The organism is Streptosporangium sp. NPDC049644 (assembly GCF_040675205.1).
Classification (GTDB): Bacteria; Actinomycetota; Actinomycetes; order Streptosporangiales; family Streptosporangiaceae; genus Streptosporangium; species Streptosporangium fukuiense.
Window position 1 is genome coordinate 1 of record NZ_JBFAOJ010000053.1, and the last position, 20,370, is coordinate 20,370.

General features: G+C 69.6%; 18 protein-coding genes. 15 read left to right on the forward strand and 3 right to left on the reverse strand.

Annotation, left to right across the window (positions count from 1 at the left end):
- Positions 1–103: 103 nt before the first annotated feature.
- The 3 genes from AB0J58_RS26610 to mshA are packed head-to-tail and all read right to left on the reverse strand — an operon-like array spanning position 104 to position 2,667.
- A complete protein-coding gene (locus AB0J58_RS26610; protein ID WP_364220219.1) occupies positions 104–847 on the reverse strand; it encodes a phosphoglyceromutase in 744 nt (247 codons plus the stop codon).
- A 34-nt stretch (positions 848–881) separates the two neighbouring features.
- Positions 882–1,361 (reverse strand): YbjN domain-containing protein, encoded by a 480-nt coding sequence (locus AB0J58_RS26615; protein ID WP_364220222.1) that lies wholly within the window; start codon positions 1,359–1,361, stop codon positions 882–884.
- 22 nt (positions 1,362–1,383) lie between these two features.
- Positions 1,384–2,667: a D-inositol-3-phosphate glycosyltransferase gene (gene mshA / locus AB0J58_RS26620; RefSeq protein WP_364220225.1), complete on the reverse strand. Its 1,284-nt coding sequence runs from the start codon at positions 2,665–2,667 to the stop codon at positions 1,384–1,386.
- Positions 2,668–2,765: 98 nt separating this feature from the next.
- Here mshA and AB0J58_RS26625 point away from each other — a divergent pair, with 98 nt between their 5' ends.
- The 15 genes from AB0J58_RS26625 to AB0J58_RS26695 all read left to right on the forward strand — a co-directional run.
- Complete coding sequence (locus AB0J58_RS26625) at positions 2,766–3,503, forward strand: SDR family oxidoreductase (protein WP_364220228.1); 738 nt, start codon at positions 2,766–2,768, stop codon at positions 3,501–3,503.
- A gap of 3 nt (positions 3,504–3,506) precedes the next feature.
- A complete protein-coding gene (locus AB0J58_RS26630) occupies positions 3,507–4,298 on the forward strand; it encodes a class I SAM-dependent methyltransferase (protein WP_364220231.1) in 792 nt (263 codons plus the stop codon).
- Between the two features lie 118 nt (positions 4,299–4,416).
- On the forward strand, positions 4,417–4,785 hold the full coding sequence (locus AB0J58_RS26635; protein WP_084195977.1) for a BlaI/MecI/CopY family transcriptional regulator: 369 nt from the start codon (positions 4,417–4,419) through the stop codon (positions 4,783–4,785).
- Positions 4,786–5,712, forward strand: coding sequence for a M56 family metallopeptidase (locus tag AB0J58_RS26640; RefSeq protein ID WP_364220234.1), 927 nt, complete (start codon positions 4,786–4,788; stop codon positions 5,710–5,712).
- Between the two features lie 107 nt (positions 5,713–5,819).
- Entirely contained in the window at positions 5,820–6,347 is a 528-nt protein-coding gene (locus tag AB0J58_RS26645; protein ID WP_343968512.1) for a helix-turn-helix transcriptional regulator, read from the forward strand.
- Between the two features lie 3 nt (positions 6,348–6,350).
- Positions 6,351–6,770, forward strand: coding sequence for a hypothetical protein (locus AB0J58_RS26650; RefSeq protein WP_343968514.1), 420 nt, complete (start codon positions 6,351–6,353; stop codon positions 6,768–6,770).
- A 233-nt stretch (positions 6,771–7,003) separates the two neighbouring features.
- Positions 7,004–7,330 carry a DUF2516 family protein gene (locus AB0J58_RS26655; protein ID WP_030924443.1) on the forward strand — a complete coding sequence of 109 codons (327 nt, stop codon included), beginning with the start codon at positions 7,004–7,006 and terminating at the stop codon, positions 7,328–7,330.
- 80 nt (positions 7,331–7,410) lie between these two features.
- Positions 7,411–7,965: a GNAT family protein gene (locus AB0J58_RS26660; RefSeq protein WP_343968515.1), complete on the forward strand. Its 555-nt coding sequence runs from the start codon at positions 7,411–7,413 to the stop codon at positions 7,963–7,965.
- Between the two features lie 105 nt (positions 7,966–8,070).
- Positions 8,071–9,075: a LacI family DNA-binding transcriptional regulator gene (locus tag AB0J58_RS26665; RefSeq protein ID WP_343968517.1), complete on the forward strand. Its 1,005-nt coding sequence runs from the start codon at positions 8,071–8,073 to the stop codon at positions 9,073–9,075.
- A complete protein-coding gene (locus tag AB0J58_RS26670) occupies positions 9,062–10,447 on the forward strand; it encodes a serine/threonine-protein kinase (RefSeq protein WP_364220238.1) in 1,386 nt (461 codons plus the stop codon). The genes AB0J58_RS26665 and AB0J58_RS26670 overlap by 14 nt, the downstream gene beginning before the upstream one ends.
- Positions 10,448–10,545: 98 nt before the next feature.
- Positions 10,546–10,989 carry a hypothetical protein gene (locus AB0J58_RS26675; RefSeq protein ID WP_364220241.1) on the forward strand — a complete coding sequence of 148 codons (444 nt, stop codon included), beginning with the start codon at positions 10,546–10,548 and terminating at the stop codon, positions 10,987–10,989.
- A gap of 289 nt (positions 10,990–11,278) precedes the next feature.
- Positions 11,279–12,847 carry a cellulase family glycosylhydrolase gene (locus AB0J58_RS26680; protein WP_364220244.1) on the forward strand — a complete coding sequence of 523 codons (1,569 nt, stop codon included), beginning with the start codon at positions 11,279–11,281 and terminating at the stop codon, positions 12,845–12,847.
- 404 nt (positions 12,848–13,251) lie between these two features.
- Entirely contained in the window at positions 13,252–16,191 is a 2,940-nt protein-coding gene (locus AB0J58_RS26685; RefSeq protein ID WP_364220247.1) for a glycoside hydrolase family 48 protein, read from the forward strand.
- Positions 16,192–16,359: 168 nt separating this feature from the next.
- Entirely contained in the window at positions 16,360–18,876 is a 2,517-nt protein-coding gene (locus tag AB0J58_RS26690; protein ID WP_364220250.1) for a glycoside hydrolase family 9 protein, read from the forward strand.
- A gap of 116 nt (positions 18,877–18,992) precedes the next feature.
- Positions 18,993–20,370: cellulase family glycosylhydrolase (locus tag AB0J58_RS26695; protein ID WP_364220253.1), on the forward strand; the 1,378-nt coding region annotated here is incomplete at its 3' end.

Sequence of the window (20,370 nt, forward strand, 5' to 3'; positions counted from 1 at the left end):
CCGGCGCCCTCTGACCCCCCACCCCCCGTCGGTCCCTTGTATGGCGGGGCGGGCCCGCCGGATCCGGCGGGCCCTCCCGGCATTCCTGCGGATGAGGCCGGGACTACTTGCCCTGGTTGGCCACCGCCTCGATGGCGGCCTCGGCGGCGGCGGGGTCGAGGTACCGGCCGCCCGGGGTGACGGGGCGGAAGTCCGCGTCCAGCTCGTACTGGAGCGGGATGCCGGTGGGGATGTTGAGCCCGGCGATCTCGTCGTCGCCGATCCCGTCCAGGTGCTTGACCAGCGCCCGGAGCGAGTTGCCGTGCGCGACGACCAGCACGCTCCTACCGGCCGCGAGGTCGGGCACGATCTGGTCGTACCAGTAGGGCAGCATGCGCTCGACGACGTCCTTGAGGCACTCGGTCCTGGGCAGCAGCTCGCTCGGCAGCAGCGCGTAGCGGGGGTCGCCGGACTGGGAGAACTCGTCGTCGTCGGCGAGCACGGGCGGCGGGACGTCGTAGGAGCGGCGCCAGAGCATGAACTGCTCGTCTCCGAACTCGGCCCGCGTCTGCGCCTTGTCCTTGCCCTGCAGGGCGCCGTAGTGGCGCTCGTTGAGCCGCCAGGACCGGGAGACCGGCAGCCAGAGCAGGTCGGCGGCGCCCAGCGCGAGGTTGGCCGTCTGGATCGCCCTGGTCAGCAGCGAGGTGTGCACCACGTCGGGTCGCACCCCGGCGTCGAGAAGCAGCCTTCCGCCGCGCCGTGCCTCCTCCTCGCCCTTGGCCGAGAGTCCCGCGTCCACCCATCCGGTGAACAGACCCTTGGCGTTCCATTCACTCTCACCGTGCCGGAGCAGCACCAAAGTCGACATACCGACAAGCTTAGTGGGCGTCCTCCGGTGCCCCTCAGCGGTCGGGATCGGCGAAGCGGGCGAATGCCCGGAGGTTGGCGAGCGACTCTCCGCGCTTGGCGCGCCACTCCCACTCGCGCCGGATCGAGGTGGCGAAACCCAGCTCCAGGGCACGGTCGAACCCCTCGTCGGAGTAGGTGAGCACGCACCCGAGAAGGCGGTCGATCTCCTCCTCGGTGACCGCCCCCAACGGGACCCGGCCCACGAGGTAGACGTCACCGATCGGGTCGAGGGCGAAGCGCACCCCGTACATGGAGCCGTTCTTGGTGAGCAGCCAGCGGTAGAACTCGGCGTGGTTCTCGTCCGGCTGACGGCAGAAGAACGCCTCCACGTGCAGGACCTGGTCTCCGACGATCAGCCAGGTCATGGTGGCGAGCTTGTGCTGGCCGGGGAGCTTCACCAGGAAGGCCCCCGGCCTGGGCTGCTCGTAGGAGACGTCCGCGCTCTTCAGCGCCGCCTCGATCACTTCGCGCATGGGCCCAGCCTACGAGCGGGTCTCACGAGCTGACCGCGATGGGGACCCGGTGCAGGTTCGCCATCGCCCCGGCGTAGACGTCCGCCAGCCTGGCCGCGGTGGCCGACCAGCCGAAGGCCGCCGCGTGGGCCACCGCGGCCGCGGACAGCGCCTCCCGCCAGGCGGGGGCGTACACGAACCGGGCGAGCACCCGCGCCCAGTCGTGGGGGTCGTGCCCCTCGACGAGCACCCCGGAGACGCCGTCGCGCACGGCGGTGCGCAGCCCGCCCACGGACGCGGCGGCGACGGGGGTGCCGCATGCCTGGGACTCCAGGGCCACCAGGCCGAACGACTCGTTGTGCGAGGGGACGACCGTCACATCGGCCGCGCGGTACCAGTCGGCCAGTTCGTGCTGGGGCGCCGGTGGAACGATCCTGACCACGTCGGAGATCCCCAGTGAGGCGGCCACGTCGGTGAGGTACGAGGGCCTGGCCAGGCCGTTGCCGCTGGGGCCGCCGACGCAGACGACGACCAGTCTCGACCTGAGCGAGGGATCTTCGAGAAGCATCCTGGCCGCGGCGCGCAGCAGCACGTCCGGGGCCTTCAGCGGCTGCACGCGGCCCACGAAGAGCAGCAGGTGGGCGTCCTGCGGCAGCCCGAGCCGGTGCCGGGCCGCGCCTTTGGAGGCGGGTTGGAAGACCCTGAGGCTCACGCCGGGGTTGACCACCTCGACCCGGGCGGGGGCCGCCCCGTACAGCTCGACGAGATCACTGGCCTCGGCGGGGGTGTTGGCCACCAGGCGGTCGGCGACGTCCACGACCTGCTGCTCGCCCAGTACCCGGGCCGTCGGCTCGGGCTTGTCGTCCTCGGCCAGCAGGAGGTTCTTCACCTTGGCCATGGTGTGCATGGTGTGCACCAGCGGCAGGCCCCAGCGCTCCTTGGCCAGCCAGCCCACCTGGCCGGAGAGCCAGTAGTGGGAGTGGATGACGTCGTAGCGGCCCGGCTCGTACATGGCCTCGGCACGCAGCACGCCCGACAGGAAGGCGCAGAGCTGGCCTGGCAGGTCGCCCTTGTCGAGTTCCTCGTACGGTCCGGCGGTGACGTGGCGGACCGAGACGCCCGGAACGATCTCCGCGACCGGTGGCAGGTCCCGGGATGTCTGCCGGGTGAAGATCTCCACCTCCACCCCGAGTTCGGCCAGGCGCTTGGCCACCTCGACGATATAGACGTTCATACCGCCCGCGTCCCCGGTTCCCGGCTGGTCCAGGGGGGACGTGTGCATGCTGATCGTCGCGACTCGGTTGACCCGCCGTCGCCTCACCGACACCACCTCCGAGTGGGCTAAACCATCTGATAATCCGCAACATTCCCGACACATCACCTCAGAAGGGTCCGCGCGGGGTGCTCCTGGCAGGATGGGGGGTCATGAAGAGGACGGCTGTGGTGACAGGGGCCAGCAGTGGGATCGGCGAGGCGACGGCCCGCAGGCTGGCCGCGGAGGGCTTCGACGTGGTGGCCGCGGCACGGCGCCGGGAGCGACTGGAGGCGCTGGCCGCCGAGGTGCCCGGCATCCGCGCGGTCACCCTGGACGTGACGTCGCAGGAGTCGGTGGACGAGCTGGCCTCCTCGCTCGACCGCTGTGACGTGCTGATCAACAACGCCGGTGGCGCGATCGGCCTGGAACCCGTGGCGAGCGGGGATGTCGCGGACTGGCAGCGGATGTACGACGTCAACGTGCTCGGCACGCTCCGCGTCACCCAGGCACTGCTGCCCCGGCTGATCGAGTCCGGCGACGGCGTGCTGCTGATGCTGACCTCGGTGGCCGGGCTCGTCTCGTACGAGGGCGGCGGCGGCTACAACGCGGCCAAGCACGCGCAGACCTCGATGACCGAGGTGCTCAGGCTGGAGCTGGTCGGCCTGCCGGTCAGGATCGTCGAGATCGCCCCCGGGCTGGTCCACACCGAGGAGTTCTCGCTGAACCGCTTCCGCGGCGACTCCGCCGCCGCCGACGAGGTCTACCGGGGCGTGCCCGACCCGCTCACCGCCCAGGACGTGGCCGACGCCATCGCCTGGTGCGTGACCCGACCGGCCCACGTGAACATCGACCGCCTCGTCATGCGCCCCCGGGCCCAGGCCGCCCAGCACAAACTCCACCGCGTCTGAACCATGTCCAAGCCGATAGGGGAGATCACCAGGGGGACCACCGGTCACAACCGCCTGCGGCGGGCCGACCGGTGGATCGTCGCCGCGCACGGCCGCCTGCTGCGCGCCGCCGACCGCCCGCTGGTGGTCGACCTCGGCTACGGGGCCTCGCACACCACGACCCTGGAGATGTTCCTGCGGCTGCGCCGGATCTGCCCCTCGGTCGAAGTCGTCGGCGTCGAGATCGACCCGGCCAGGGTCGCGGCGGCCAGCCCCCACGAGCGTCCGGGGCTGTCCTTCGCGCTTGGCGGCTTCGAGTTGCCGGTGGACCGGCCGCCCCTGCTGGTCAGGGCGTTCAACGTGCTGCGGCAGTACGGCGAGGCGCAGGCGTGGGAGTACTGGGCGATGCTCCGCGAGCGGCTCGCGCCGGACGGGGTGATCGTCGAGGGCACCTGCTCGGAGGTGGGCCACCGCGCGGTCTGGGTCGGGCTCGACCGCTCGGGTCCCCGGACACTGACCCTCTCGGCCCGCTTCGACTCCTTCGAGCGCCCCTCGGACCTGGCCGACCGGCTGCCCAAGACGCTCATCCACCGCAACGTCCCCGGTGAGCCCGTCCATGCCTTCCTGCGTGACTTCGACCACGCCTGGGCGGTCAACGCGCCCTTCGGCTCCTACGGTTCCCGCCAGCGCTGGATCGCCTCCGCGGAGACGCTCGCCGGGACCTGGCCGCTGGCCGAGCGCCCCCCGCTCGGCGGCCGGTCGCGCTGGCGGCTCGGTGAGATCACTCTCCCCTGGGCCGCGGTCGCCCCGAGATGACCGGCCGGACTCCGCCGCGCCCCGAGCGAGAGCGCGAGACGAGTGGCCACGCCGTGAAACGCATCACTCGACAACCCGTAGTACTACCCCTCGTGGTGCGGGGGTTAGTCTTGACGGTGTGAAGGGTCTCGGCGAGCTTGAACGCAGCATCATGGACATCATCTGGGCACAATCATCCCCCGTGACGGCACGGGAGGTCGGGCGCCTGATATCCGACCGCGACCTGGCGCCGACCACCGTGATGACCGTGCTCGACCGGCTCACCCGCAAAGGCTTCCTGGTCCGCACCCGCGACGGGCGCGCGTGGCGGTACGCACCCGCGGAGAGCCGCGACGCCTACGTCGCGGAGCTTATGCTGGAGGCACTGGATCTGACCGGTGACCGGTCGGCGGCCCTCACCCGGTTCGCCCAGGCCGTCACCGGCACCGAAGCCGACATCCTGCGCAGGGCCCTGACCGGCCTTGAGGAGGAGCTGGAGGACGAGTAGATGACCGCGGCAGCCCTGGCGACGCTCGCCCTGGCCTGCGCGGTCGGCGCCTGGCGGCTCACCAGGGCGCGGTGGACCTACCGCGCTCCGCACGTGGCCATCGTGCTGTGGCAGGCGCTGGGGGTCACCTGGGGGCTGGCCGGGACGGGCGCTCTGCTCGGCTACGCGCTGGAGCCCTATGGCCGGGGTGTGCTGCACGGCCTGGCCGGCTTCGCCGCCTCCGCGTTCGGCGGCGGCCAGGGGGCGCCCCTGCCGTACGACCTGCCGAGGATCGTCGCGCTCATCGCCGGGCTGACGGCGCTCGCCGTGCTGATCATGGTGCTCCTCGCCGCGGGCCTGCAGACGTTCCGGGCCCGGCAGCGGCACCGCACCCTGCTCGCCCTGATCGCCAGGGAGGACCCGGTGGTCCCCGGCGTACGGGTGCTCGACCACCCGGGCGCCACCGCCTACTGCGTGCCCGGCCTCCGCTCCCAGGTGGTGGTCAGCGAGGGCGCGCTGAAGCTGCTCTCCGCCGACGAGCTGACCGCGGTGCTCGCCCACGAGACCGCCCATGTGCGCGAGCGACACGACCTGGTGCTGCTGCCCTTCGCCGCGCTGCGCAGGGCCCTGCCCTGGTCACGCGTGGTCAAGGACGCGCAGAGCGAGGTCGGCCTGCTGGTGGAGATGGCCGCCGACGACGTCGCCCGCCGCTACTGCTCCCCGCGCCGCCTGGCGACCGCCCTGCTGCGCTTCGGCACGGCGGGCGCCGTCCCCGCGCCGCACGGCGCGCTGGGCGCCGCGACCTCCTCGTCCGCCGCCGTGATGGCCAGGGTCGAGCGCCTGGTGACGCCGGGGCCGATCCTGCCGCTCGGGGTCCGCTACGCCATCGTCGCCTTCTCCGTCACCCTGACGACCTCGGCCCCGCTGCTCTGGCTGATCCCGCACTGACCTCACCTCGGCGTGCCGGCCGGTCCTGGTACAACTTCACCCCAAAACGCTTGCAAGTGTTAGCCACGGCGTTTGCAATTGCAAGCATGGTGAGGCAGACTCAAGGCATGGCACTACCCAAGGTCGGCTCGATCGGTGAGTACATCCGCGAGCAGCGCACGCACGCGAAGATCTCCCTGCGTCAGCTCGCCGCGGCGGCGGGGGTCTCCAACCCCTACCTGAGCCAGATCGAGCGCGGGCTGCGCAAGCCCAGCGCCGAGATACTGAACCAGATCGCCAAGGGCCTGCACATCTCGTCGCAGGCGCTCTATGTCCAGGCCGGTCTCATCGAGGAGCGCGAGCCGGACAGCGACGTGCTGACCGCGATCAGAGCCGACCACCTCATCACCGAGCGCCAGCGCCAGGTGCTGATCGACATCTATGAGTCGTTTCGCAAGGAGAACCGGGCTGAGGCTCCGGGCGAGGACGCGCAGACCTCCCAGAAAGCGCATCCCGCACCGGAGCCCCGGCAGGGTGACGCGGGCTCCTCGCCTGACGACGAGGTACCGCTGCCCGGGGAATATCTCACCGCGTTGAAACCCTACGCGGCGCCCCCGAGCAACGGCCACATCACAAAGGAAACCAAGGAAGGTTAACCCATGCCCATCACCACCGAAGTCAAGAAGCTCGCCGAATCCAAGCCGTTCTACGCCGTCGCCGGGGCCGGCGACTTCGCCGTCGAGAAGCTCATGGAGCTTCCTGAGCGGATCCAGAAGCTGCAGAGCCGCCGCGAGGAGATCCGCGAGGCCGCGAAGGACCTCCCGGAGAAGGCCAGGGAGCTCGCCGGCAAGGCCGAGGGCTACGCCAAGGACTTCCCCGTTAAGGCACGCGACTACGCCGACCAGTTCGCGGGCAGGGCCACCGAGCTCTACGAGGAGTTCGCCAACCGCGGCCGCAAGGTCGTCTCCAAGACGAGCGGCGATGCCGCCCTGGAGCTGGAGGAGCTCTCCGAGGCCGCCCGGCCCACGACCCCGAAGAGGGGCACCCGCACCTCGAAGTCCGGCACCTCCAAGGCCTGAGCCCGTCGAGGGCTCGTCACGCGAGGTCGCGGCCGGGCAGGACACCCGCCGGCTCCAGGACCCGTTCCGGCACCGCCGGGGCGGGTCCTGCGGCGTTCGAGGGCCGCTCCCCGGCCGGCGGGGTTCCCCCGCGTGTTCGACCGGAGCGGGCAGGTGAAGGCCGATGACGCCGCGAAGGGGACTTTCGGCATTAGGCTGAGGGAAACCGGTGAGGCGAGTGTTCTGGAGAGACGATGATCCAAATCCACGGTGCCCTGGACCTGGTCTTCTGGATCCTGGCCGTCGGGGTGTTCGCACTGTCGGGCTGGGCGCTCATCCACGCGGTGAAGACTCCGGCACGGGCGTTCGCGGTCACCGGCAAGCAGAGCAAGAACCTGTGGTTGGTCATCCTTGGGCTGGCGGCGCTGTTCGGCTTCGCCGCCGCGGTGGGCTACCTCAACACGCTGAGCATCTTCACGATCGCCTCCGTCATCGCCTCGGGCATCTACCTCGCCGACGTGCGCCCCGCCGTGCGGGAGATCGGCAAGGGCGGCAACCAGGGGCCGTACGGCCCCTGGTGAGGCCCTCTCCCCTCGGCTTGAGGCCCGGCGCCTCCGGCGATCCGGTTGCCCTGCGGGGTTTCGGCCGATAGACACACCGAATGATGTTCGCGCACAAACCCACGCTCTCCGGAGAGCACGTGACGCTCCGGCCCGTCGGTCCCGAGCATGTGGACGGTCTCTGGGAGCTGGTCAACGACCCCGAGACCGTCCGGCTGACCGGCTCGCACGGCAAGCCGGAGTTCCAGTCGCTCAAGAGCTGGTACGGCTCGCGGGGTGACCACGACGACCGGCTGGATCTGGCGATCTGCACCGCCGAGGACGACGCCTACGTGGGCGAGATCGTGCTCAACCAGCTCGACGCGGACAACCTCTCCTGCAATCTGCGCATCGCGCTGATCGGCCCCCGCGCCTACGGCAGGGGGTACGGCACCGAGGCGATCCGGCTGACCCTCGACCACGCCTTCACCTCCACGCCGCTGCACCGGGTGAGCCTGGAGGTCTACGCGTTCAACGAGCGGGCCGCCCACGTCTACCGCAAGATCGGCTTCACCCAGGAGGGGGTGTGCCGTGACGCACTGCGCATGAACGGTGAATGGTACGACTCCGTAATCATGGCGATACTTGCCTCTGACTGGGTTGTCAGGGAAATTTGACATACATATGGTGATTTTTCGGAAACATCTTTTGACACTTCCGAAACAATGCTAGGTTCACTGGGAGCGCTCCCACCTGTGCGGAATCTTGGTGTGGAGGAAGTTATGACGGATCTACCCACACTTGCCCAGGTCGCAGCAGAGGCAGGGGTCTCCCCCGCCACCGCGTCCCGGGTACTCACCGGTTCAGTCAGAGTCAGCACATCGACTCGTAGGCAGGTGCATGACGCAATCTCGCGTCTCGGTTACGTCAGGCATCGCGCTCCCCGTGGCGGCTCCGGCCGCCGATCCGACCAGGTCGTGGCCGTAGTGGTCTGCGAACCCGCGCACCGGCTGTTCACCGAGCCGTTCTACGCAAGAATGATCACCGCTGCGGAGGAGGTCCTCACCGGGCACGGCGTTCCGCTGGCCGTGATGACCGCCACCGCGGCCACCTCCACCATCGCCACGCCCCCGCTCGTCGCCGGAGGCATCGACGGCGTGCTGCTGATCGGCGCGCGCGACAGGCACCCGCTCGTGGTGACCCTGGCCGCCTCGGGCATCCCGGTACGCAGCGCGGGCCGTCCCCCGGACGGCATCGACCTCCCCCATGTCGACATGGACAACCGCGACGGCGGCAGGCAGGCGGCGGAGCACCTGCTGCTCGGCGGCCGGCGGTCCATCGGCGTCATCGCGGGGCCGCCCGCCCTGCCGGCCGCCCGCGACCGGCTCGACGGATTCCTGCAGACCCTCGCCCTGGCCGGGATGACCGGCGTGCCGGTCGCGTACGGCGACTTCAGCCACGCGTCGGGGGTGCACGGCATGCAGTGGCTGTTACGCCGGATGCCGCACGTCGACGCGGTCTTCGCGGCCTCCGACGTGATGGCCGCGGCCGCGTTGCAGACCCTGCGCCGGGCCGGCCGCCGGGTGCCTGAGGACGTGGCGGTCATCGGCTTCGACGACGCCCCCGCGGCCCGGCGGACCTCCCCCACGCTCACCACGGTCCGTCAGCCGGTGGAGGAGTTCGCGGCGCTGGCCACCAGGCTGCTGCTGCTCTCGATGGGCTCGGCGGGCGCATCCCGTGACAACCCCGTACTCCCCACTGAGCTGGTGGTCCGTGAGTCCGCCTGACCCCGTCGGACTCCGTGCGGGAGACGTGCTCACCCGCAGGTACCTGCTGCTGGAGCGGATCGCCTGGGGCGGCATGAGCGTCATCTGGCGTGCCTTCGACCAGTCGCTGCAGCGGATGGTCGCGGTCAAGCTGCTGGACGGCGAGCTCGGCGTCGACCACGGGGAGCGCGAGCTCATCCGCAGGGAGGCGCGCGCCACCGCGCGCCTCATCCATCCCGACGCGATCGAGGTCTACGACTACGGGGAGACCGTGACCTCGCACGGCCGGCTGGCCGCCTACGTGGTGATGCGACTGCTGGAGGGGCGGCCGCTCTCCGACCGGATCATCGAGGGCCCGCTGCCCTGGGCGGAGGCGGCGCTGATCGCCGCCAGGCTGGCCACCGTGCTGGCCGCCGCCCACGAGCGGGGGATCGTCCACCGGGACGTCACCGCCGACAACGTGCTGCTGACCTCCACCGGCGCCAAGTTGCTCGACTTCGGCATCGCGGCGTTCATCGGAGAGGACGGCGACGACCGGGCCTCCGACTACGGCACGCCTCCCTACGTGGCGCCCGAGCGGCTGACCGGCACCGTCGCGGACCCGGCGAGCGACGTCTACGCGCTGGGCGTGCTGCTGTTCGAGATGCTCACCGGCAACCCCCCGTATCCGGAACGCACCTGGGAGGAGATCGAGAACGTCCGGCGGGAGGGGCCCCCGCCGACGGCGGACGTGCCGGGGATGCCGGTACAGATCAGCGCACTCTGCCAGGTCTGCCTGTCACATCGGCCCGAGCTCCGGCCGAAGGCCCAGGAGGTGGCCGACGGCCTGGCAGAAGCCCTGATGCCGCCCCGTTCGACCGGAGGCGGCACCCTGACACGCTGGAGCATGGTCACCGCGACGGCGACGGCACTGCTGGTGGGAGGCCTGGTGTGGAGCCAGCTCACCGGTCACCCCGACGGCCAGGTGGCCGACCCCCAGGGGCGCGGAACGCTCCCGTCCGCCGCCCTCGACCTCGCCACCACGTTCCCCGAACCGGACGCGACGCCGAGCCCCAGCTCCTCCCCTTCCGCTCCCGCCATCGGCAAGGGGAGCGGACAGAAGGCGGAGCAGACGCCCTGGACGGAGGCTGTCCGCTCCTCCGTCCCGAACCTCAACCAGAGCCTGCGGAGCTTCAACGCCCTGCTGGCGAAGGGGGAGGACGAGGGCAGGATCCGCCCTGACGTGGCCCTGGACCTGCGGCAGGTGCTGGCCAACAGTGTCCGGGACTCCGGCGACCTCACCTCGATCTGGGGAAAGATCGCCGACCGGAACCGGGAGGGCTCCCTGCCCGACGATTTCCGCCGCGCGCTGGAGGCCCAGCTCCTGCTCGTGTCGGTCGCCCTGACCGGATAGGCGCCGAGCCCCCTCGGATTCGCTCGTTGGAGGGGGCTCAGGTCCCAGCCGCGGAGGCTTACATCGAAAAACCATCGCGTTCTATATGGTAAATAAACATGTCACACTTTCTTACCCTTGTTCTTGTCGACGAGGTGGACCCGGACCCGATCGCGCGGGCCGAGCAGCTGATGAAAACGTTCTGGGGCGTTGATTTCCTCGACGAGGAAACGGGGCTCGAACTTCCGAATGTCAAATGCGACGGCTTCACGGTCGGAGGCCGTTATGACGGCATAATCCGGGGCAAGGAGCAACACCACGATCTCCGGCCGGACGAGTACCGGCGCAGGTACGGGCCGGACGTGGTCCGGCCGGAGGACAACGTGCGCCCCGTTTCGGAACTCGTCCCCGACATCCTCCGGTTCCCGTACGCGGTCATCACCCCGGACGGCCGGTGGTTCGATCGCGGCGACATGCCGGAGCGGGACTGGCAGGACGCGCTGCGCTCCCTGCTCGATCGGCATCGTGACCGGACGGCCGTGGCGATGGACTGCCACTGCTGACCGGCGCCGGTGGAGGACCGATCGGCGGCGGGGCGGGGCAACAGCCGGACGACCGGTGCACAGGCCGCCGGCTGGCGCGGCGGGTGAAACTTTCAGGGGGCGACCGGCGGGGCGGCGGTCGCACAGGGCGAGCTAGAGCGGGGTGCGGGCGCCGCGGGGGACGGGAACGGTCCTGCCGGTGGTTGACGGGAGCGGGGCGGGCGCCGAACCATGACGAGCGCGACCGGCCGCACCTTTCGATCGCGGGGCACTCTCCCCGCGTACAGATCCCGTCCCCGAAGGGCTCTTGATGAAAGTCCTGCGTGTACGCAGGTGGCCGGCGGCGCTCGCGGCGCTCGTGGTCACCTCGGCGCTGGCGGTCGCGCTCGGCTCCTCCCCCGCGGGTGCCGCGGGCGGAACCGGTACCGGCTACCTGCGCACCTCCGGTAACAAGATCGTCGACAGCACGGGTGCGACGGTCCGGCTGACCGGTATCAACTGGTTCGGCATGGAGACCGACAACAAGACCTTCCACGGGCTGTGGTCGAGCAACCCGTGGAAGGGGCAGATCGACAAGATGGCCTCGCTCGGCTACAACACCCTGCGCGTGCCCTTCTCCAACGACGCGCTCAAGCCCGGCGCGGTCGCCAGCGGCATCAACGACTTCGTCAACCCCGATCTGGTCGGCAACACCCCGCTGCAGATCCTCGACAAGGTCATCGCCTACGCGGGAAGCAAGGGGATGCGGATCATCCTCGACCGGCACCGGCCGACCGCCGCCGGGCAGTCTGCCCTGTGGTACGTCGCCTCGACGCCGGAGAGCACCTGGATCAACGACTGGAAGGCCCTCGCCCAGCGGTACGCGGGCAACACCACGGTCATCGGCGCCGACCTGCACAACGAACCGCATGCCGAGGGCACCAATCCGGCGGCCACCGGGGCATGCTGGGGGTGCGGCGACACCGCGCGCGACTGGCGACTGGCCGCCGAGCGGGCGGGCAACGCGGTGCTGTCGGTCAACCCCAACTGGCTGATCTTCGTCGAGGGGGTGAGCTGCCCGAGCGGTGGCCTGTCGAACGTCTGGGACAACGACCCGAGCAACGACGAGGACTGCGGCTGGTGGGGCGGCAACCTGTCCAAGGCCGGGGAATTCCCCGTGCGGCTGAACGTGGCGAACCGACTGGTCTACTCGCCCCACGAATACGCCACCTCGGTCTATCACCAGGCGTGGTTCGACGCGCCGAACTATCCGGCGAACATGCCCGCGATCTGGGACAGGTACTGGGGCTATCTCTACAAGCAGAACATCGCCCCGATAATGATGGGCGAGTTCGGCACCACGCTCCAGGCGGCCGTGGACAAGGTCTGGCTCCAGGAATTAATGAAATACACCGGCACCGGGGTGAACGGAATGTCCTTCACCTACTGGTCGTGGAATCCCAACTCCGGTGACACCGGCGGCATCGCCAAGGACGACTGGATCTCGATTAACCAGGACAAGCAAGACATTCTTCAGCCATACCTGATTCCGCCGGTCGGCGGCGGCACCTCCACACCCACGCCCACACCCACGGCCACGGCCACCACCTGCGGGACGACGTACGCGACCACGAACTCCTGGTCGGGCGGCTTCCAGGCGGAGCTGACCGTGAAGAACACCGGGACGTCGACCTGGAACAACTGGTCGGCGAGCTGGACCATGCCGTCCGGGGTGACGCTCGGCAGCGGCTGGAACGCCACGGTCACCCAGAGCGGGACCACCTTCACCGCGAAGGCCCCGAGCTACGCGGCCGGCCTCGGGGCGGGCCAGTCCGTCGTCGTCGGGTTCACCGCCACCGGCCCCTCCACCCCCGGCCCGTCCAACATCAGCTGTTCCTGATCGACACCTTCCCGACGGGTGCCCGCCCGTCGGCACCGTCGAGGGCGTGCCGCCGCGCGGCACGCCCTCGCGTGGCATCCCCCGGGTCCCGAAACGGATCCGGCACGCGCCCGGTGTCCGGCGGCCCCGGGGGCCGGATCCGACCCCGCAAGCAAGCGCTCGACCCTCAAGATCGGAAGGCCTGAAACTTTCACGATCTGCGAAAAAAGTGGCGCGGATCGTAGCAGCCAGGCGGCATGACCCGTGAAACATCGACGTAACCGAGGACACATGCCATTGACATCCCCGGGACTGTCCCCAGAATCCCTTATGGGAGCGCTCCCACCCCCTCTCTCCCTTGCTTGATCCTGCGCGAGGCCACTACCAGCAAATTCGTGCTGATCTCACCCCCGGAGGCCCACTTCATGCATCGATATCCCATCAAAGCGGGAGCGCTCCCACGCTTCCGGAGACGAGTCGCCGCGCTGGCGCTGCTCAGCCTGGCGGCCGGGACGACCACCGCGCTGGCAGCCTCGCCCGCGCTCGCCGCAGTCGCCTGTGACGTGACCTACACGACCAACGACTGGCAGGGCGGCTTCACCGCCAACGTGACCGTCAAGAACCTCGGTGACCCGCTGAACGGCTGGACCCTCGGGTTCAACTTCCCGACGACCACCCAGAAGGTCACCCAGGGCTGGAGCGCCACCTGGGCGCAGAGCGGCCAGGCCGTCACCGCCAAGAACCTGGACTGGAACGGCAACCTGGCCACCGGCGCCTCGACCAGCATCGGCTTCAACGGCAGCTGGTCCGGTACCAACCCCAAGCCGACCTCCTTCACGGTCAACGGCGTGACCTGTGGCGGGACCACCCCCGTCAACCAGCCGCCCACGGTGAAGATCACCGCTCCGGCGGCCGGGGCCACCTTCGCCGCGCCCGCGACGGTCCCGATCACCGCCGACGCGGCCGACAGCGACGGCACCGTCTCCAAGGTTGAGTTCCTCAACGGCAGCACGGTGCTGAGCACCGACACCACCGCGCCGTACGCCTTCGACTGGACGAACGTCGCCGCCGGAAGCTACTCGCTCACCGCGAGGGCGACCGACAACGCGGGGGCGGTCACCACCTCCACCCCGGTGGGGATCACCGTCACCGCCGACTCCGCCGCCACGGTGCTCGCCACCCCGTCCACCATCGCCGTCCCGGAGGGCGGCACCGCCGACTTCTCGGTCAAGCTCTCCAAGGCCCCGACCTCGAACGTCACCGTGACGACCGCCAGGACGAGCGGTGACACCGACCTGACCGTCTCCTCCGGCGCGTCGCTGACCTTCACCACCGCCAACTGGAACACGGCCCAGACGGTGCGGATCGCGGCCGCCGAGGACGCCGACCAGACCTCCGGCAGCGCGGAGTTCACCTCGACCGCCTCCGGCCACACCTCGGCCAAGGTGACCGCCACCGAGGTGGACAACGACGTCACCGGCGGCGACAACGAGTACGTCAAGCGCTTCATCGCGATGTACAACAAGCTCAAGGACCCGGCGAACGGCTACTTCTCCCCGGAGGGCGTGCCCTATCACTCGGTCGAGACCTTCATGGTCGAGGCACCGGACCACGGGCACGAGACCACCTCCGAGGCCTACAGCTACTACCTGTGGCTGGAGGCGGCCTACGGCAAGGTGAGCGGCGACTGGACCAGGTTCAACGCGGCCTGGGCCTCGATGGAGAAGTACATCATCCCGGCCACCGCCGACCAGCCGACCAACTCCTTCTACAACCCGTCCAAGCCCGCCACGTACGCCGGCGAGTGGGACGACATCAAGCAGTACCCGTCCAAGCTGGACAACAGCGTGAGCGTCGGCGTCGACCCGATCGCAGGCGAGCTGAAGACCGCCTACAACACCAGCGACGTCTACGGCATGCACTGGCTGCTGGACGTGGACAACACCTACGGCTTCGGCCGCTGCGGGGACGGCACCACCAGGCCCGCGTACATCAACACCTACCAGCGCGGTCCCGAGGAGTCGGTCTTCGAGACCATCCCGCAGCCGTCCTGCGACACCTTCAAGCACGGCGGCCCGAACGGCTTCCTGGACCTGTTCACCGGGGACAGCAGCTACGCCAAGCAGTGGAAGTACACCAACGCCCCCGACGCCGACGCCCGCGCCGTCCAGGTGGCCTACTGGGCGCACACCTGGGCCACCGAGCAGAACAAGGCGTCGCAGGTCTCGGCCACGGTCGCCAAGGCCGCGAAGATGGGCGACTACCTGCGCTACGCGATGTACGACAAGTACTTCAAGAAGCAGGGCTGCACCAGCACCGGGTGTCCGGCGGGCACCGGCAAGGACAGTGCCTCCTACCTGCTGAGCTGGTACTACGCCTGGGGCGGCGCCAACGACAGCTCCGCCGGCTGGGCCTGGCGGATCGGCTCCAGCCACAACCACTCCGGTTACCAGAACCCGATGGCCGCTTGGGCGCTGTCCAGCGTGGACGTGCTCAAGCCCAAGGGCACGACCGCCGTCGCGGACTGGACCATCAGCGCCAAGCGGCAGCTTGAGTTCTACCGCTGGCTCCAGTCGAGCGAGGGCGCGATCGCCGGTGGCGCCACCAACAGCTGGCAGGGTCACTACGCGGCCCCGCCGTCGACACTGCCCACCTTCTACGGCATGGCCTACGACTGGCAGCCGGTCTACCACGACCCGCCGTCCAACCAGTGGTTCGGCTTCCAGGCGTGGACGATGGAGCGGGTCGCGGAGCTCTACTACGCGACCGGCAACGCCGACGCCAAGCTGATCCTCGACAAGTGGGTCAAGTGGGCCACCGACAACACCACCGTCAACGCCGACGGGACCTACCAGATCCCCTCAACGCTGGTGTGGACCGGCCAGCCCGACACCTGGAACGCGAACAACCCCGGCAGCAACAGCGGGCTGCACGTGAGCATCAGGGACTACACGACGGACGTGGGCGTGGCGGGTTCCTACGCCAAGGTGCTGATGTACTACGCGGCCAAGTCCGGCAACGCCACCGCCAAGAACGTCGCCAAGGGCCTGCTCGACGGCATGTGGAAGAACAACCAGGACGCCAAGGGTGTCTCGGTCCCCGAGACCAAGGCCGACTACCGGCGCCTCAACGACCCGGTCTACGTCCCCGCGGGCTGGAGCGGCAAGATGCCCAACGGCGACGTGATCAACTCCAGCTCGACCTTCCTGTCCATCCGGTCCTTCTACAAGAACGACCCGGACTGGCCGAAGGTGGACGCCTTCCTGAAGGGCACCGGGCCCGCCCCGTCCTTCAACTACCACCGGTTCTGGGCGCAGGTGGACGTCGCCGTCGCCCTGGCCGAGTACGGCCGGCTCTTCCCCTGATCCGGCACCTTCACCGATCCCGATTCCGGCCTTGACCCCGGTCCCTGGTCCGGCTCTCGTCTGAGCCGGACCGGGGGCCGGGATCCACCTCCCCCGAGACCTCGGGGCGTGACGGCACCCCTGACCTGCTGTCACGCCCCGAGCACCACCTCCGAGAGGCGATCCCCAATGAAGAAGACCCTGGCGGCGCTCGCGCTGCTGGCACTGGCGGCGGTGCCGGTGCCGGCCGCCGCCCAGGCGGCGGCGCCCGCCTTCGCCTACGGCGAGGCACTGCAGAAGTCCATCTGGTTCTACGAGGCCCAGCAGTCGGGGAAGCTGCCGAGCTGGAACCGCGTCAGCTGGCGCGGCGACTCCGGGCTCACCGACGGCCAGGACGTCGGGCTCGACCTGACAGGCGGCTGGTACGACGCGGGCGACCACGTCAAGTTCGGCCTGCCGATGGCGGCCAGCGCGACGATGCTGGCCTGGGGCGCGGTGGAGTACCGCGACGCGTACGTCTCCTCAGGGCAGCTCACCCACCTGCTGAACAACCTCAAGTTCGTCAACGACTACTTCATCAAGGCCCACCCGTCGGCGAACGTGCTGTACGGGCAGGTCGGCAACGGCGGCAAGGACCACGCCTGGTGGGGTCCCGCCGAGGCGATGCAGATGGAGCGGCCCGCTTACAAGATCGACGCCTCCTGCGGCGGAGCGGACCTGGCCGGGGAGACGGCGGCGGCGATGGCGGCGTCCTCCATCGTTTTCCGCCCGACAAATCCGACTTATGCTGACACGCTGGTGACGCACGCCAAGCAGCTCTACACCTTCGCCGACACCGTGCGGAAGAAGTACAGCGACTGCATCACCGACGCGTCGGGCTACTACCAGTCGTGGAGCGGCTACAACGACGAGCTGGTCTGGGGTGCGATCTGGCTGCACCGGGCCACCCAGGACGCCTCCTACCTGGCCAAGGCGGAGTCGTACTACGACAACCTCGGCACCGAGCCGCAGTCCACCACGAAGTCCTACAAGTGGACGATCGCCTGGGACGACAAGTCGTACGGCGCCTACGTGCTGCTGAGCAAGCTGACCGGCAAGCAGAAGTACCTCGACGACGCCAACCGCTGGCTCGACTACTGGACCGTCGGGGTCGACGGCCAGCGGGTGAAGTACTCACCGGGCGGCCAGGCGGTGCTCGACCGATGGGGATCGCTGCGCTACGCGGCCAACACCTCGTTCGCGGCCCTGGTCCATTCGGACTCGATCTCCGACGCGACGCGCAAGGCGAGGTATCACGACTTCGCGGTCAGGCAGATCAACTACGCGCTCGGCGACAACCCGCGCAACTCCTCGTACGTGATCGGGTTCGGCGCGAACCCGCCGAAGAACCCGCACCACCGCACCGCGCACGGCTCGTGGACCGACCAGATGACCAACCCGGTCGAGACCCGGCACACCCTGTACGGCGCCCTCGTCGGCGGCCCGCCCGACCCCAACGACGCCTACACCGACAAGCGCGACGACTACGTGATGAACGAGGTCGCCACCGACTACAACGCCGGATTCACCAGCGCCCTGGCCCGGCTCTACCGGGAGTACGGCGGGGCCCCCGCCGCGAACTTCCCGGTCGCCGAGACCCCGGACGGGCCGGAGATCTTCATCGAGGCCGGGGTGAACGCCTCGGGCTCGACGTTCACCGAGATCAAGGCCATCGTCAGGAACCAGTCGGCCTGGCCCGCGCGCCCGCTGACCAACGGCTCGTTCCGCTACTACTTCACCCTCGACGGCACCACGACCGCGAACCAGGTCACCGTGTCGTCGGCCTACAACCAGTGCAAGGCTCCGACCGGGCCGACCTTGCTGTCCGGTAAGACCTACTACGTCACCATCGACTGCTCCGGCACCTCCATCTCTCCCGCCGGCCAGTCACAGCACCGGCGCGAGGTGCAGTTCCGCCTCGCGAGCACCGGCACGTGGGATCCGTCCAACGACTGGTCGTACGTGGGCGTCGCCACCACCCCCGGTGCGACCCCGGTCCGGGTGCAGAACATGACGCTCTACTCCGGCACCACGAAGATCTGGGGCACTCCCCCCGGTGACGAGCCGCCGCCACAGGAGGACCTCGTCGCCCCGTCCCGGCCCGGCAAGCCCGCCGTCTCCGCGATCACCGGCAGCGGCGCCACGCTGACCTGGACCGCGTCGACGGACAACGTCGGCGTCAGCGGCTACGACGTCTATCGGGGCACGACGAAGGTCGCCACCTCCGCGGCCGCCTCGTACACCCTCACCGGCCTGACCCCGGCGACGGCGTACACCGTGTCCGTGGTGGCCAGGGACGCGGCGGGCAACTCCTCCGAGGCGTCCGAGAGCACCGCGTTCACCACCACCCAGGCCCCGGCGGGCGGCTGCACCGCCACCTACACGGTGGGCAACAGCTGGCAGGGCGCCTTCCAGGGTGAGGTCACCGTCAAGAACGAGGGCGCCTCGGCGATCACCGGCTGGACCGTGACCTGGAAGTTCCTCAACGGCCAGACGATCAGCCAGCTCTGGAACGGCACGCTCACCCAGACCGGGGCGGACGTGTCGGTCAGGAACGTGGCCTGGAACGGCGGCCTCGCCCCGAACGCGTCGGCGTCCTTCGGCTTCACCGCGAGCCAGAGCGGCGTCAACGGCGTTCCTACTCCGGTGACCTGTACCGCGAGCTGACACCTCCCGTCCCTCCAATGTCCAGGCGCCCCGGGCCACTCGGCCGGCGCCCCCCTGCCCCGGCCGGGCGCGACGACCCCTCCGCCCGGCCGGGCACTCCCCAACCGAGGTAGGTCATGCGTTTCAGAAGCCTGGCGCTGCTCGCGGCGCTCCTTCTCTCGCTCTTCGTCTCGATCCCACCCGCCCACGCCGCCGTCGGCCTCCGGGTGAGCGGCACGAAGATCGTTGAGTCGAACGGCGACACGTTCGTCATGCGGGGCACCAGCCACGCGCACACCTGGTACCCGTCCCAGACCGCCTCGTTCGCGGGTATCAAGTCGCTCGGCGCGAACACGGTCCGGGTGGTGCTCAGCGGCGGCCGGTGGACCGCCAACGGCGTCTCCGACGTGACGAACGTGGTCTCGCTCTGCAAGCAGAACAAGCTCATCTGCGTACTGGAGAACCACGACACCACCGGGTACGGCGAGCAGAGCGGCGCCTACACCCTGGACCAGGCCGTGGACTACTGGATCAGCGTCAAGAGCGCGATCGTCGGCCAGGAGGACTACGTGGTCCTCAACATCGGCAACGAGCCCATCGGCAACAACGCGACCACCCCCGGCTGGACCCAGGCCACCTCGTCCGCGATCTCCCGGCTGCGGAGCAACGGCTTCCAGCACCTGATCATGGTCGACGCGCCCAACTGGGGCCAGGACTGGAGCTTCACCATGCGCGACAACGCGGCCACCGTCTTCGCCGCCGACTCGCAGCGCAACACCGTGTTCTCCATCCACATGTACGGCGTGTTCGACACGGCCGCCGAGGTCACCGGCTACATGCAGAGCTTCCAGACCGCCGGGCTGCCCCTGGTCGTCGGCGAGTTCGGCTTCGACCACTCGGACGGCAACCCCGACGAGGACACGATCATGGCCCAGGCCCAGGCCAGGGGCATCGGCTACCTCGGCTGGTCGTGGAGCGGCAACGGCGGCGGCGTCGAGTACCTCGACCAGGTGACCAACTTCAACGCAGCCAGCCTCACCAGCTGGGGCCAGCGGCTCTTCAACGGCGCGAACGGCATCGCGCAGACCTCCGTCGAGGCCAAGATCTACGGTGGGAGCACCACCCCCGACACCGAGGCGCCGACCAAGCCGGGCACGCCCACCGCCTCCGCGATCACCGGGAGTGGCGCCACGCTGACCTGGACCGCCTCCACCGACAACCGCGCCGTCACCGGCTACGACGTCTACCAGGGCACCACCAAGCTCGGCTCCTCGGCGACGAACTCGATCACCCTGACCGGGCTCAGCGCGCAGACCTCCTACACCGTCCACGTGGTGGCCAGGGACGCGGCCGGCAACACCTCCCCCGCTTCCAGCACCGTCACCTTCACCACCACCTCGGCCCCGCCGAGCGGCTGCACCTCCACCTACAAGACGGTCAACTCCTGGCAGGGCGGCTTCCAGGGCGAGGTCACCGTGAGCTGTCCCGCCGCCGTCACCGGCTGGAAGACCGTTC